Source organism: Bacillus thermozeamaize, from assembly GCA_002159075.1.
Taxonomy (GTDB): domain Bacteria; phylum Bacillota; class Bacilli; order ZCTH02-B2; family ZCTH02-B2; genus Bacillus_BB; species Bacillus_BB thermozeamaize.
In genome coordinates this window covers 43791-59112 of the sequence record LZRT01000080.1, presented here as the reverse complement: position 1 = coordinate 59112, position 15322 = coordinate 43791, and the positions used below count along the sequence as shown (strand labels likewise).

The 15322-nt window shown below is 58.4% G+C and carries 12 protein-coding genes; 5 read left to right on the top strand and 7 right to left on the bottom strand.

Going from position 1 to position 15322, the window contains the following annotated elements; translation table 11 throughout:
* The first annotated feature begins 30 nt into the window (after positions 1-30).
* Entirely contained in the window at positions 31-795 is a 765-nt protein-coding gene (locus BAA01_16795; GenBank protein OUM87066.1) for an imidazole glycerol phosphate synthase subunit HisF, read from the top strand.
* Between the two features lie 332 nt (positions 796-1127).
* Here BAA01_16795 and BAA01_16790 read toward each other — a convergent pair whose 3' ends face one another.
* Both BAA01_16790 and BAA01_16785 read right to left on the bottom strand, forming a co-directional pair.
* Positions 1128-1478, bottom strand: coding sequence for a transcriptional regulator (locus BAA01_16790; GenBank protein OUM87065.1), 351 nt, complete (start codon positions 1476-1478; stop codon positions 1128-1130).
* Between the two features lie 99 nt (positions 1479-1577).
* Positions 1578-2996: an ammonia channel protein gene (locus tag BAA01_16785; GenBank protein ID OUM87064.1), complete on the bottom strand. Its 1419-nt coding sequence runs from the start codon at positions 2994-2996 to the stop codon at positions 1578-1580.
* 330 nt (positions 2997-3326) lie between these two features.
* Between BAA01_16785 and BAA01_16780 the strand changes: the two genes are divergently transcribed.
* From BAA01_16780 to BAA01_16765, 4 genes are all read left to right on the top strand, one after another.
* Positions 3327-4487: a glycine oxidase ThiO gene (locus tag BAA01_16780; GenBank protein ID OUM87063.1), complete on the top strand. Its 1161-nt coding sequence runs from the start codon at positions 3327-3329 to the stop codon at positions 4485-4487.
* A gap of 271 nt (positions 4488-4758) precedes the next feature.
* Entirely contained in the window at positions 4759-5340 is a 582-nt protein-coding gene (locus BAA01_16775) for an anthranilate synthase component 2 (protein OUM87062.1), read from the top strand.
* Between the two features lie 135 nt (positions 5341-5475).
* A complete protein-coding gene (locus tag BAA01_16770) occupies positions 5476-6363 on the top strand; it encodes a pyridoxal biosynthesis lyase PdxS (protein OUM87061.1) in 888 nt (295 codons plus the stop codon).
* A complete protein-coding gene (locus tag BAA01_16765; protein OUM87060.1) occupies positions 6363-6953 on the top strand; it encodes a glutamine amidotransferase subunit PdxT in 591 nt (196 codons plus the stop codon). Before BAA01_16770 ends, BAA01_16765 begins: the two co-directional genes overlap by 1 nt.
* Before the next feature lie 227 nt (positions 6954-7180).
* On the opposite strand, the gene BAA01_16760 is transcribed toward BAA01_16765, so the two are convergent.
* The 5 genes from BAA01_16760 to BAA01_16740 all read right to left on the bottom strand — a co-directional run bounded on the left by BAA01_16760 (position 7181) and on the right by BAA01_16740 (position 15318).
* On the bottom strand, positions 7181-10510 hold the full coding sequence (locus BAA01_16760; protein ID OUM87059.1) for a carbamoyl phosphate synthase large subunit: 3330 nt from the start codon (positions 10508-10510) through the stop codon (positions 7181-7183).
* Between the two features lie 97 nt (positions 10511-10607).
* The gene (locus BAA01_16755) at positions 10608-11783 is read right to left on the bottom strand and encodes a carbamoyl phosphate synthase small subunit (protein ID OUM87058.1); all 1176 of its coding nucleotides are present in this window, start codon (positions 11781-11783) and stop codon (positions 10608-10610) included.
* A gap of 713 nt (positions 11784-12496) precedes the next feature.
* Complete coding sequence (locus BAA01_16750) at positions 12497-12913, bottom strand: hypothetical protein (GenBank protein OUM87057.1); 417 nt, start codon at positions 12911-12913, stop codon at positions 12497-12499.
* Between the two features lie 31 nt (positions 12914-12944).
* Positions 12945-14357: a protoporphyrinogen oxidase gene (locus tag BAA01_16745; GenBank protein OUM87056.1), complete on the bottom strand. Its 1413-nt coding sequence runs from the start codon at positions 14355-14357 to the stop codon at positions 12945-12947.
* The gene (locus BAA01_16740; GenBank protein OUM87055.1) at positions 14347-15318 is read right to left on the bottom strand and encodes a ferrochelatase; all 972 of its coding nucleotides are present in this window, start codon (positions 15316-15318) and stop codon (positions 14347-14349) included. Before BAA01_16740 ends, BAA01_16745 begins: the two co-directional genes overlap by 11 nt.
* Positions 15319-15322 lie beyond the last annotated feature (4 nt).

The window sequence follows — 15322 nt, the reverse complement described above, 5'->3', positions numbered from 1 at the left end:
GACTGAGCAAGGGGGTGAGAGGAGTTGGCCATGTTGCTTGCGAAGCGCATCATTCCCTGCTTGGACATCGATCATGGGCGGGTGGTCAAGAACGTGCGCTTCCACGAAAATCGCTGGGATGCCGGCGACCCGGTCGAGTTGGCAAGAAAGTATGATGAAGAAGGTGCCGATGAGGTGGTGTTTCTTGACATTTCGGCTTCGGTGGAGGGCCGCAAGATCATGCTGGACGTGATCGCCCAGGCGGCTGAAGAGGTGTTCATCCCGCTCACTGTGGGCGGGGGAATCCGTTCCACAGACGATATGCGGGCGGTGCTCCGGGCCGGTGCCGACAAGGTGAGCGTCAACACGGCGGCGGTGCAAAACCCGGACTTGATCCAAGCGGGGGCGGAAGCGTTCGGGAGCCAGTGTATCGTTGTCGCGATTGATGCCAAGTGGCGTCCCGAAGGATGGTGGGAGGTATACCTGCACGGCGGACGGACACCCACCGGCTTGGACGCCTTGCGTTGGGCAGAACAGGCTGAAAGGCTTGGTGCGGGTGAGCTTCTGGTCACCTCACTGGATACTGACGGGACCAGGGCCGGATACGACTTGGAATTGCACCGCCGGCTCGCCGATGTGGTCGGCATCCCGGTCATCGCCTCGGGTGGCGCCGGCACCCTGGAGCACCTCGCAACTGTGCTGACGGAAGGCCGGGCCGATGCGGCGCTGGTCGCTTCCATCTTTCATTCCGGGCAGCATACGGTGGCCGAAGCCAAGGCGTACCTGGCAGAGAGGGGCATACCGGTGCGCTGGTAAGGGCTGCTAACCGTAGGATAGAAATAAATATGTGTATCACAACTTGTCTATGAAGCAGATATAAAAGAAAAAGCCGGGCAGAATCAGGAGCAATTTCTTTGTTCTGCATCGGCTTTTAGACATTTTATGTTGTTCTTTTTATCCATTTTCGCGCCAACTTGTTTAGATGATTTATTTTCTTCAAAATTTGTAAGGAGCATAGATGCAGGGATTCGCCGGATGTCTTGGGACCATTACGAGTGCCATCACGATATGTCTTATTACATAATATCAATATAATATCAATGGGGGATTCCGAATTAAGGGGGGGAGGGGTTGCGACTCACCTCGTCCTAACCCGGGCCGAGCACAGCAGCGTCGCCCCGCTCTCCGGTGCGCACACGTACGGCGTCCACCACATCCGTTACGAAGACCTTGCCGTCGCCCACTTGGCCCGTCCGGGCCGCCGTCACGGCGGCCTGCAAAACCTTCTCCACCCGGTCGTCCGGCACCACGGTTTCAATCTTGACCTTCTGCACAAACTCAGCCTGATACGACATGCTCCGGTAAATTTGGGGCATTTCTTTCTGATACCCCTGTCCCCGCACCTCCGTGACGGTCATCCCTGTCACGCCTGCTTTTCGCAGCGCCGCCACAATGTCGCCAAACTTCTCCGGACGAATGACGATCGTCAGCATCTTCATCGCTCGCCTGCCTCCTTATTCGCGTTTTCAAGTTTTGTTTCCCATGTTTCTACTGTTCAACTTCTGTTCGCTTTTCGGGCCCTTTTGTTGTTGCCTGTCCTATGATGACAGACTGGTGTCTGCCGGATTCCCTGCTTTGGCTGTGGCTGCGTCTATGTCAATTGCAGATGCGGCATGCCCCAGAACCGTCGTGGACAGGTTGTAGGCCTTCTCGCCGTGCTGGGTCTGGTCCAGGCCGGCCAGTTCTTCCTCGCGGGTAACCCGCAACGGCGTGATGGCTCCCACCAGCTTGAGAATCACGTAGGTGCCTGCCGCCGCCATGGCCCACGCAGCCGCCACGCTGATGAGCTGCGCCACGAACTGGGACGGATTCCCAAACAAAAGCCCGTCTGCACCGGCCGGGTTGACCGCCGTGTTGGCGAAGATTCCTGTGGCCAAAGCACCCCAGGTTCCCGCCAGCCCGTGCACACCGAACACGTCCAGCGCGTCGTCCGCCCCCAGCCTCGCCTTGAGCCAGTTGACGCCCCAATACCCAACCAGGCCCCCTCCCACGCCAATGGCCAGGGAGGACAACACGTCCACATAGCCCGCCGCCGGGGTGATGGCCACCAGGCCAGCCACCGCTCCGGTAGCCGCCCCCAGGACGGTGGGCTTGCCCCGCAGGGCCCATTCAATGGCCACCCAGGCCAGCGTCGCTGCCCCCGTGGCCGTGTGGGTCACCACGAAGGCGTGGGAAGCCAGGCCGTTGGCGGCCAGGGCGCTGCCAGCGTTGAACCCGAACCAGCCAAACCACAGCAAGGCGGCACCCAGCACCGTGAAGGGCACATTGTGAGGCGGGCTGACCGACCCAGGAAAGCCGTGACGCCTGCCGATGACATACGCCGCCACCAGAGCCGAAACCCCGGAGCTGATGTGCACCACGGTACCCCCAGCGAAGTCCAGGGCGCCGAGCCCCGCCAGCCATCCGCCGCCCCACACCATGTGGGAGAGAGGGTCATAAATCAGGGTGGTCCAGAGCAACGAGAAGAGGATGAAGGCCGGGAAGCGCATGCGTTCGGCAAAGCCGCCCGTGATCAAGGCCGCGGTGATGGCGGCAAACATGCCTTGGAAGGCGGCAAAGGCAAGGTGGGGGACGGTGGCGGAGCCGTTGGGCTCTTGGCCTACGCCATTGAATCCCAAAAAGTCCAGCCCGCCGATGACCCCTCCGATGTCGGAACCGAAGGAGAGGGTGTATCCCCACAAGACCCATTGGACAGCCACAAGGGCGAGAATGAAAAAGCTGTGCATCAACGTCGACAGCGCGTTGCGCTGGCTGACCAGCCCCCCGTAGAAGAAGGCCAGCCCGGGGACGACCATCGCCATGACCAGGGCGCTGGAGATGAGCACCCAGGCGGTGTCGCCGCTGTTGATCGCGGCGGGTTCCGTTTCCTGGGCCAGCGCCGGTACCGCTGCAATCAGCCACAGGATTGCTGCGGCCATGCCGGCAGCCCCCAGTTTCTTTGTTGGACGATTTTGCATGTCTGACCACCTCTTTCCGGAATGATGAATCCCTGTTCCTTGTTGCAACAAATGGAAAAGCCCCTGCGAGCTGTATGCTCGCAGGGGCTTCATTGCCCACTACTGCCCACTACAAACGCGAAAGCCCCCGTGAGCCTTCGCTCACAGGGGCACCGTTGCCTACACCCAGATTATACTTGGCAGTGCCGGGTGTGTCAATAGACGGGAAGAAACTGATGAGCCAAAGCTTTTTCGAAAACGAGAGGAGCCGGAAACTCATCCAAAACATGCGGGAGAGGTGTATAATCATAGTGTTCTTCATATCCACAGGAGGGGGAGGATGAAAGAACGATGCCAGTAAAGGAAAAAGGGGCCACGACCCGTACGGCGGAAGTTCTGGTAGTGGGTGGAGGCATCATCGGGCTTGCCATTGCCAGACAACTGGCGGTTCGGGGAGTCAAGGTGATGTTGTTGGAACGGACACACGTCGGATCGGGAGCTTCTCGTGCAGCGGCCGGGATGTTGGCAGCGCAAGTAGAGACTGAGGAAGACGGACCCTTTTTCGACTTGCAGATCGAAAGCCGAAGGTTATGGCAGGAGTGGGCTGAGATCATACCGGAAGAGAGCGGGATTGGGTTCGGCTACCGGAAAGAGGGGATTTTCAGGATTGCTGAGACTCCTCAAGAGGCGGAGCAACTTCAGGATCGTCTTGAGTGGCAAAAGCGCAAGGGACTGGGCGGGGAGTGGCTGGACGCGCAGAAACTGAGATCCCTTGTTCTTGGACTGAGCGATTCCGTCTGCGGTGCCCTCTATGTGCCGGATGACCATCAAATTGACGCGGCCCAGGCGGTGCAGGCGTTGCGCCGTTCAGCATGCCTGCATGGCGTTCAAGTGGTCGAGGGGACCCCTGTTGTCGCGTTATTGAGCGAAGGATCGCGTGTTTATGGCGTTCAAACGTCGGATGGCGCGATGACTGCTGACCGGGTGGTGCTTGCCGGAGGCATGTCGGTTCCGGCGCTCATGGCCCCGCTGGGCGGGGAACTTCCCCTGGAACCGGTCCGTGGAACCGTTTGTGCGCTTTACCCTGAAGAGCCATGGGAAAAGAGAACGCTTTTCGGCACGGGATGGTATCTGACGCCAAAAGAGGACGGTCGGCTCATCGTAGGGACGACCGAGGAAGCCGGTGCTAAGACCGATGCGGTACCTGCCGAATCTCTCGTGAAAATTCTGGAACGAGCCGGCAAGCTGGTTCCCAAGATTAAGAGATTTCCCTTTCATTCCGCCTGGTCTGGGATTCGCACCCGGACACCGGATGCACTTCCCGTTCTAGGTCCAGTGCCTGGGTTCGAAGGACTCTATGTGGCGACAGGACATTTCCGGAACGGCATCCTGTTGGCGCCGGTTTCCGGAGAAGTGATCGCCCACTGGATCCTGGGACAGCGCCCACCCGTGGCAAGCGCCCACTTTCTTCCCGAACGATTGCTGAAAGGTGCCTCAAAACTTGACGCATAACCGGTCGTATCTCCGTTGACACTGCGGCTGGCTCGTGGTACGATATAGCAGACAATAGATGCCGACGGTTATCCGCAGCTTGAGGTTGGTGCAGCGTTTTACGTTCAAACGCAGGTGGTACCGCGGAGAATTGAGCCGTTGATTGCCCCATCTCGTTCGGGACGGGGCGTTCATTTTATGTCGGCAGTGTGGACGAACTGCGGATGGGGCAGCATGCCGGGCCTGAGGCGGTCCGTCACCCTGGCTCAGTGGCGAGAGTGGAGGGAAAGCGGTGATTGCCGTCATCGACAACTACGACTCCTTCGTTTATAACCTGGTTCAGTACTTGGGTGAGCTGGGGGCGAAGGTTCAGGTCTTACGTAACGATGCAATGACCGTGCCGGAGCTTGTCCGCCTCAGTCCCGAGGCCATCCTCATCTCCCCTGGGCCCTGCACCCCCGACGAAGCCGGCATTTCCCTGGAGGTGACCCGCACCTTCGCGACCCAAGGGGTACCCATCCTTGGCGTTTGCCTGGGCCACCAGGTCATCGGCCAGGCTTTCGGCGGGCGAGTAGTCCGGGCTCCGGAGCCGGTGCATGGGAAGACGTCCCTCATCTACCACTGGGGGGATACGCTTTTTCAGGGCTTGCCTAACCCCTTTCATGCGACCCGTTACCATTCCCTGGTGGTTGAGCGGGAGAGCTTGCCCCCCGAGTTGGCCATCACCGCCGAGACTGACGACGGCCTCATCATGGGCATCCGCCATCGGCGGTACCCCGTGGCGGGCATCCAATTCCATCCCGAGTCTATCCTCACTGAGGGAGGAAAGCAGATACTGGCCAACTTCCTGGCCAGCATCCCTGTGCGGCGCTAGGAAAGTGACGGACAGATTGTACACGTGTACATGAAGGCGTTCTGACCCGCACCGATTTGAAACGAGCAGGAATACCCCCCGATTTTTACCGACGGCGGGGTAAAAATCGACCATACCGAACTGGAGGAAGGCATCATGAATAAGGAGCAGATCACCTGGCGCAATAAGGTGGGCCTTGCGGAGATGCTCAAGGGTGGCGTGATCATGGATGTCACCACTCCTGAGCAGGCCATGATCGCTGAGAAGGCGGGGGCAGTTGCCGTGATGGCCCTGGAGCGGGTGCCGGCCGACATTCGCGCCCAAGGCGGCGTGGCCCGCATGTCCGACCCAAAAATCATTAAGGAGATCATGGAGGCAGTGACCATTCCCGTCATGGCCAAGAGCCGGATCGGCCACTTCGTTGAGGCCCAGATCCTGGAGGCCATCGGGGTTGATTTCGTTGACGAGTCGGAGGTCCTTACTCCTGCCGACGAGGAAAATCACATCTGGAAGCACGACTTCAAGGTGCCCTTTGTCTGTGGTGCTACCAACCTGGGCGAGGCCCTGCGCCGCATCGCCGAGGGGGCGGCCATGATCCGCTCCAAAGGGGAAGCGGGGACGGGCAACGTGGTGGAAGCCGTGCGGCACCTCCGGTCCATCCAAAAGGACATCCGGCGGGTGGTGGCGGCGCCAAACGATGAGCTCCCCGCCATCGCCAAGGAGCTCCGTGCTCCCCTGGAACTGCTGCAGGAGGTGAAGGAGCGCGGGAAGTTGCCGGTGCCCCTCTTTTCCGCCGGTGGCATTGCAACGCCGTCCGATGCTGCCCTGGTGATGCAACTGGGGGCTGAGGCGGTTTTCGTGGGTTCGGGCATTTTTAAGTCCGGCAACCCGGAAAAACGGGCCAGGGCCATCGTGCTGGCTGTGCAACACTACAAAGATCCCAAGCTCCTTGCCGAGATTTCTGAGGATCTTGGGGAGCCCATGGTGGGCATCAACATCTCGACACTGCCTGCCGAGGAGCGTCTGGCGGGGCGGGGTTGGTAATGTTGAAGCCGCGCATCGGTGTTGTCGCCTATCAGGGAGCAGTGCCCGAACACCTGCGAGCCCTGGAGAGTGCCGGTGCCGAAGCGGTGCCTGTGAAGTGGCCCCGGGATCTGGAGGGGCTTCACGGCGTCATCATTCCTGGCGGGGAGTCGACCGTCATCGGCGATGCCATGCAAACCTGGGGGCTCCTCGATCCGCTCCGGGAGTGGGCCCGTAATGGGGGAGCCGTTTACGGCACCTGCGCCGGCGCCATTCTCATGGCCACCGACATCCAGAACGGCAAACCCAACCAGCCCCGTCTGGGCCTTATGCCCTTGACCGTTTACCGCAACGGTTTTGGCCGGCAAGTGGATTCTTTCGAAGCGGATTTTCCCGTGAAAGGCATCGGCCCGGAGCCTTTCCGGGCGGTTTTTATTCGTGCCCCCTATTTTGAGGTAACCGATCCGGAAGTCGAGGTGCTGGCGACCCTCGACGACAAGGTGGTGGCCGTGCGCTACGGCCGCCACCTGGCCACGGCGTTCCACCCGGAGCTGACCGACGACTTGCGGATCCATCGGCTGTTCATGGAAATGGCGATTGAAGGACGCTGACGAAGCAGCATCGTTGAGCTGAAGAATAGCAGAAGAAGAATAGCAGAAATTGAATAGATCGTGAAGCGAAGAGACCCGTTTTGTGTTTGGCTTGGCGAGCCAGGGGTCTCTTTCGCTTTTTCTCGATGCCCACAGGACAGTAAAAACCCTGGGTGATGCGGCGCCAGGGCCCCATCATCCAGGGTTTTCGCTTTAAGCCACGTCCTCTTCGTCTATAGGGTTTTTGGCTAGATCTGAGGGACACTGTTCCAGTCTTGCAGTGCCGAGACGTCCATGGGCGTCCCCTCTGAGATTGCCGCCAGCATCTGAACCACTGCCCGGGCCGTATCGAGGCTGGTGAGACACGGTACGTTGTGTTCCACAGCCGTCCGGCGGATGAGGAAGCCGTCCCGGTCCACCTCACGATTGCTGCGGGAAGGGGTGTTGATGACAAGGTGGATTTCACCGTTTCGGACGAGATCCAGGATGTTGGTGGACCCTTCGGAGACCTTGTTCACCTGGGTGCACGGGATCCCAGAGGCCTTCAGCGCCCTGGCGGTGCCGCTGGTGGCAAAGATTCGGAAGCCCAGGGACGCCAGTTCGGCGGCGATGGGCAGTATCTCTGCCTTGTCACGGTCCGCTACGGTGATGAGCACCGCTCCTTTCTGTGGCACCCTAAGGCCCGCGGCCAGAAGCGTCTTGTAGAGGGCACGTGGGAAGTCCCGATCGGAGCCCATGACCTCGCCCGTGGATTTCATCTCAGGTGAAAGGGAGACATCCACCGAGGTGAGTTTCTGCCAGGAGAAAACCGGAGCCTTGACTGCCACCCGGTTTGGTTCGGGCCAGATCCAGCCGTAGCCCTCGGCGCTTTGGCCAGATGAAACGTTCAATGTGTGCCGGATGACCGCCGAATCAGGGGCAGGCTTGTAACCCAGCTCTTGCAGGGTACGGCCGGCAATGACCCGAGTCGCCAGGTTAGCGAGCGGGATACCGGCTGCTTTGGCAAGAAACGGTACCGTGCGGGATGCGCGTAGGTTCACCTCCAGCACGTACACCTCGCTGCCATAGATGACATATTGAATGTTTACCAGGCCTTTTACCCTAAGGGCGAGGGCGAGGCGGGTGGTGTAGTCAAGGACCCGTTCCCGTACCTTGTGGCTGATGCCCATGGCCGGGTAGACGGCAATGGAATCGCCCGAGTGGACGCCAGCCCGCTCCACGTGCTCCATGATGCCGGCGATGAGCACTTGCTTGCCGTCGGAGACGGCGTCCACCTCAATCTCCTTGCCGAGCAGATACTTGTCAATCAGCACCGGCCGGGATTCAGACACTTCAACCGCCGTGGCCATGTAGGCGCGGAGTTCTTCCTCAAAATAAACGATTTCCATCGCCCGGCCACCAAGGACGTAGGAAGGCCGGACCAGGACAGGATAACCTATCTGGTTGGCGATGCGTACCGCATCTTCAACGGTGACGGCGGTCCCCCCAGGGGGACGGGAAATCCCGAGCTCAGCAAGCAGTTGGTCGAACTTCTTGCGGTCTTCGGCCCGGTCCACCTCCTCCACGGGGGTGCCGAGAAGAGGCACACCCACATTCGCCAGGGGGCCGGAAAGGTTGATGGCCGTCTGGCCGCCGAACTGGGCCACGACGCCGGCAATGTCCGGCTGACCGTGGCCGTACGGCCACTCGCCGCCTTCCTGTTCGATGACGTTGAGAACGTCTTCGACAGTGAGGGGTTCGAAATAGAGACGGTTGGAGGTGTTGAAGTCAGTGGATACGGTCTCGGGGTTGTTGTTGATAATGACGGACTGAATGCCCTCCTCCCGAAGGGCCCAAGCGGCGTGGACAGCGCTGTAATCGAACTCGATGCCCTGGCCGATGCGGATTGGCCCCGAGCCCAAGACGATGGCCTTGGCACCTGAGGGCGCCTCTACCTCTGTTTCACCGTCGTAGGTGCTGTAGTAATAGGGCGTGGCGGCCTCGAATTCGGCGGCGCAAGTGTCTACCATTTTGTAGACGGGCCGTACTCCGAGGGATTTTCGGAGCTGGCGGATGGTGAGAGCGTCTTTCCCCACCAGCCGGCCGATGGCTGAGTCGGAAAAGCCCAAACGTTTGGCCTTCCAGAGAATGCTTCGATTTAGCCCTTCGTATCCGCTATGGGCGATGAGCCGCTCCATCTCGACGATTTGACCGATGCCCTGGACAAAGAACTTGTCAATGTGGGAAAGGCGGGATATGGTTTGCCAGGTCCATCCTCGGCGCAGGGCCTCGGCGATGGCGAAGAGCCGTTCGTCGTTGTGCGTGATGATTTTCTGCTCCAGCTCTTGATCTGAGATGTTTTGGATGCCTGGATGCATCAGGCCGTCCCGTCCGATCTCCAGGGAACGGATGGCTTTTTGCAAGGCGCCGGGGAAGGTGCGGTCGATCGCCATTACTTCGCCGGTGGCCTTCATCTGGGTGCCCAAGATGCGGCTGGCGCCGGGGAACTTGTCGAACGGGAAGCGAGGAATCTTTACAACGACGTAGTCAAGGGCAGGTTCGAAGGCGGCGTAAGTGGTGCCGGTAACGGGATTCTTGATTTCATCAAGGGTGAGCCCGATGGCGATTTTGGCCGATACCTTCGCGATAGGATAGCCAGTGGCTTTTGATGCGAGGGCCGAGGATCGGCTGACGCGGGGGTTGACCTCGATGACCACGTACTCCCGGCTATTGGGATTGAGGGCAAACTGGACATTGCAGCCACCCTGGATGCCAAGGGCATTGATGATCTTGAGAGCGGAAGAGCGGAGCATCTGGTACTCCCGGTCAGTCAGGGTCTGGGACGGAGCTACCACAATGGAGTCGCCGGTGTGAACGCCCACTGGATCGATGTTTTCCATGTTGCAGACGGTGATGGCATTGCCGGCGCTGTCCCGCAGGACCTCATACTCGATTTCTTTCCATCCGTAGACGCTTTGTTCAATGAGGCACTGGCCGATTGGCGAAAGCTTTAGCGCACGGCCCACGATTTCCGCCAGATCCTTTGCATCTTTTGCCATGCCTCCGCCGGTGCCGCCCAAGGTGTAGGCTGGGCGGACGATGACAGGGAAACCGATTTTTTCGGCAAAGGCCAGGGCATCACTGACACTGGTGACGATGGCCGACTCGGGGATGGGTTCACCCAAGGTGTGCATGAGAGCCTTAAACTCGCCCCGGTCTTCCGCCTGACGGATGGCCTGAAGGGGCGTGCCGATGAGCTCGACACCGTACTTCTCCAGCACACCGGTTTCGGCCAGCTGGGTAGCCAGGTTGAGCCCCACCTGGCCGCCGAGGGTGGGCAGAAGTCCCTGGGGCCGCTCCTTGGCGATGACCCGCTCCACGAACTCCGGGGTGAGGGGTTCGAGGTAGATGCGGTCCGCCATTTGGGCATCGGTCATGATGGTGGCGGGGTTGGGGTTGACAAGGATCACCTTCAGCCCTTCCTCCAAGAGGGCTTGCAAAGCTTGGGTACCGGAGTAGTCGAACTCCGCGGCCTGGCCGATGATGATAGGACCTGAGCCTATCACCAGCACCCGTTTGAGATCTTTCCGTTTAGGCATGCTTACTCCTCCTTCGTCATTTGCTGCTCTACCTTCTTCCTGAGGGCACGCATGGGCGTAAGGCGCCGATCTGTCCATTCCAGGCGGCGGAGTGGATTCAGCGGACAAGCGCCGTGAGGAAGCGGTCAAACAGGTACCGGGAGTCCTCCGGACCCGGAGAGGCTTCAGGGTGGTACTGAACCGACCAGACGGGGAGCTGGGTGTGCATGATGCCCTCGACCGTGTTATCGTTAAGGTTGCGGTGGGTGACCATCACCTCAGGAGGGAGGGTGGACTCGTCAAGGGAGTACCCGTGGTTTTGGGAGGTGATGTAGATTCGGCCGCTCAGGCAGTCCTTTACCGGGTGGTTGGCTCCGCGGTGGCCAAACTTGAGTTTGAAGGAGTTGCCGCCCATGGCCAAGCCCAGAATCTGATGACCCAGGCAGATACCGTACAGGGGGATACCGGCTGCCATGAGGATCCGGGCGGTGGCGATGCCCTCGGGTACGTCCTTGGGGTCGCCGGGGCCGTTGGAGAGAAGAACGCCGGCAGGCTCCAGAGCCAGAATCTCCTCGGCGGTGGCGGTGGCAGGCACCACCGTTACCTGGCATCCGAGGCTGGTGAGTATGCGCAGGATGTTCTGCTTCACCCCGAAATCAACCACCACGACCTTGGGACCCCGGCTTCGTCCGTCCTGAGGCTCCAGGTGGTAGGCGGTGGGGGTTGTTACCTCCAGTACGGGGCGGGATAGAACGAATTGCTGGGCTTTGAGCTGCAGTTCCATGAGCCAGTCCCTTAGGGATGGAGGGAGGTGGGGAACTCGCCATTGGCCGGCAAGGGCGAGGAGTCCGCCATTGGCGCCTAGGTCCTGATTGGCCTCGGCGGGACCGTAGTCGGCTGTGGCCAGCACGCCCCGGAGCGTTCCTTCCACCCGCAGGTGGCGGGTGAGGGCCCGGGTATCGAGGCCGAAGAGACCCGGTATGCCGTTTTTCGTGAGATAATCGTTGAGGGAACGGTGGGCTTGCCAATGGCTGGGGTCTGAACAGAGTTCCTTTACAACAAAGCCCCGCACAAAGGGTTGCCGGGACTCGAAGTCCTCGGGGTTGATGCCGTAGTTGCCGATGAGGGGATAGGTCATGGTGACGATTTGACCGGCATATGAGGGATCAGTGAGAATCTCCTGGTAACCGGTCATGCTGGTGTTAAAAACTACCTCACCGACGTTCCAGATTGGGGCGCCAAAGGCCTCCGCCTGGAAAACGGTGCCGTCCTCAAGAACAAGGTAGCTCTTCATGTTCTCATCCTCCTTGGTGGTGCGCATTATGGGACTGTATGAACGCTGACGGAAGCCGTGTCTGTCTTGAGCCCGGGAACATCGGGCAACATGGGGGCGAAAAATGGTTTCCGTCTCCTTGTCGGTGAGGATGCCTTGCCCAGAGCTTGGGCATGGCTTGCCGTTTCAATCATAAAATACGCGCCAGGGATTTCCCTTGACGCAGGTTCTGCATAAGTATAACATCTCTCTGCATAGTGTCAAGATTAAAAGAAATGACTTCTCATATCGTCTGAGTAAATGTCAGGTTAATTGTTTAATAGAAATGCAGATGCAAGGAGCTTTTTTGTGTCCAATGGATGACCCGACATCTTGTCCATGTTGAAAAAAGTTCCACTGTGCGGCAGATTACAGCATGAGCGGAAGGGGCTGTTTATCGTGATCAGGGGAGCCTGCGGGCCGGCTTGTCCTGCGAATGCGATTTTTTGAAATTTTTTGATTATGTTGTTCCGGTGGGGGGGAGAAGGGGTTTATTTTATTCTTATTCAGAAAAAGTGTGGATGGCTTTAAGGAAGAAGGCCAATGCGTGTCGATGCGTATGCGGAGAGCCGCGCGCCCGCGCTTTCGCGGCGACACGGATGATTGGCCCGTGATCCGTATGGCGTTTGCCAGCCGCAGGCTTTGTGTGGATACACGAAACTGTTGGGCTTTTCGCTGCAATCAATGATCTTGTTCTAAAGGAGTGAAAGGGGACCTTCTGCAGAAGGAGATTCCATGTCGACGGTTCCCCGGATCACTTCTGCCAGGACGAGGGCATGATTACAATCAGGGTTCTTTTTGGCATACAGTAACGTCAGTTTTTCCTCCGCTGCCAGACGTCGAAGCCTGGCAATTTCTTTGGACTTTTCCGGAATCATTAGCAGTTCCTCAATATACCGTTTGCGAAACGTTTCAAAGCGTTCCGGGTGGTCCTTGAACCACTTGCGCAGTTCGGGACTGGGGGATACCTCTTTGGCCCACTCGTCGATGGCGGCGCGGGATTTCGATACCCCCCTGGGCCAGAGACGATCGACAAGGATCCGCCTGCCGTCGGTTGGCTCAGGAGGATCATAAATGCGCTTGATTTGCACATTCTGGGGAGGGACATGCATCGTCATACCTCCAATCAATGTCGATTCCATTTCACAATAGACGCGTTTTGATGTGGTCAATCGTTTGCATGGCCGCTTTTTTCCCTTGCTCAATACAGTCGGGAAGGCCGACGCCTTCATAGGAGGCTCCGGCTAGCCGGATGCCGGGAAGGTGTTTGTCCAGCTGATCATGCACCTGTTTTAGCCATTCCTTGTGGCCGACAACGTATTGGGGCATCCCTTCGCGCCAGCGGGTGACGATGTAAAACAAGGGATTTCCTTTTATCGGAGTGACGGCCTGTAAGTCATGGAGCACGGTCTGCACGATCGTCTCGTCTGACTGGTCGACAATTGTCTGGTCGCCGGCCCGTCCAACGTAACTGCGGATGAGCACTTTTCCTTCAGGTGTCGTATGGGGCCATTTTTTGTGTGTCCACGTACACGCCGTGATCGTATGCTTGGACGTGCGCGTGACGACGAAGCCGGTTCCTTCGTATGGGATATGGATGTCTTTGGCATCGAAAGCCAGGGCGACTGTCGCAACGGAGGTGGCTGTGACGTCGCGATTTAAATGCAAAAATGGGTAATGAGCAAGAACGTGTGTCGTGACGTCATGGGGAACGGCGAGAATGACGGCATCGGTCGCGATGGAATTCCCGTCCCGGAAGTAGAGGGTATAGCCGCTTTCAGCCTTTTCGATGCGGGTCAAGGCTGTGTTCAATCGGATGGCGGCCGGCGACAGATGATCCGTGATCGCTTCGACAAGCGAAGACAGGCCTCGTTTCAATGTGAGAAAGGCCCCTTGCGCTTCGCCCTTTTTCGTTTGCGGGGCTGTTTTTTTCATGCCGATCATTAAACTGCGGTATTTTTGTTCCTGATGGTAGAACTGGGGAAATGTGGCCATCAGGCTCAATTGATCGATATTTCCCGCATAGATGCCCGAGAGCAGAGGCTCGATCAATCGCTCCACAATCTCGTTGCCAAGGCGGCGGCGGAAAAAGTGTCCCACCGACTGATCCGCGTGCTGCGGGGAACGGGGGAGGAGAAGATCGCCGAGCAGGGCTCTCATTTTTCCCAGCGGGGAAATGACCGGAGTGGCGGCAAAGGGTGTCAATCTGGTCGGGATGCCCATCACCGCGCCTTCCGGAATGGGAAAGAGCCGGTTGTGATGTAAAATGTACGATTGCCCTGTCTGATTGCGAACCGTTTCATGTTCCAGGCCAAGCTCGGCAATCAGCTGGGGCCCGGCTTTTTTGCGTGCCAGCAGCGAGTCAGGACCTTGCTCAATGATAAAGCCGTCCCGGTGTTCCGTGCGCACTTTTCCCCCGAGCCGGCCGCTTGCTTCGACAAGCGTAAAGCGGATTGGCAGACGTTCCGCCTGGATCGTTTTCGCCAAATAAAAGGCGGCGGACAGGCCGGTCATCCCGCCACCGACAATGGTGATGTGGGGGTGCTTAAGATTCATGTTGAACCTCCAACATGTGCGTTTCCAAGATTTGATGCGCTGTTTTTTCGACGACATCGGCCAACGCTTCGATAAACAACGGATGAACATTGGGCATTTCCGGACGGTAATAACGGACCCCAAGCTCGTCGGTGACCGCTTTGCATTCCACGTCGTTGTCGTACAACACTTCCAAGTGGTCGGCGACAAATCCGACAGGACAGTAGACAAAAGCGGTGTATTGATTCTGTTCAAACAGCTTCCGTGTCAGTTCCCGCACGTCGGGGCCGAGCCACGGTTCACCGGTGGCGCTTTCGCTTTGCCAGCCGACCGCGTAATGTTTTATCCCGGCCTGCTCGGCGATCAATTGAGCGGTTGCTTCCAACTGTTGCGGGTACGGATCGTTCAGCCGGATGATTTTTTCAGGGAGGCTATGGGCTGAAAAAATGACGACCGTCTTGTCGTGTTCTTCCTTTGGGATATGCGCCATCGTCTTTTGGATTTGTTCTGCCCAGTAACGGACGAATTTGGGTTGGTCGTACCAACTGTGAATGCTTAAGAGCGCCGGTCCGCCGAGCGCTTCCGCCTGTTTTTGTGCCCGTTCGTGGTACGATTTGATGCTGAACGTCGAATAATGGGGAGCGAGGACGAGCGCGACGGCCGTTTCGATGCCGTCCCGGTGCATGGCTGAAACAGCGTCTTCGATAAACGGGTCAATATGTTTGTACCCCAGGTAATGTTTAAAATGAATCTCTGTGTTCCGCTCGTTTAACACCTTTTCCAGTGTTGCTGCCTGCCGTTCCGTAATCTGCGCGAGAGGGGAAACGCCACCGATCGCTTCATAACGGCGAATCAGATCTTCCAGCAAGTCTTGTGGCGGTTTTTTGCCGCGGCGGATGTGGGTGTAGTACGGTTCAATCTCTTCCTTGTTTCGCGGCGTGCCGTAAGCCATGACAAGTAGTCCGACAGTTTTTTTTGACATGTTT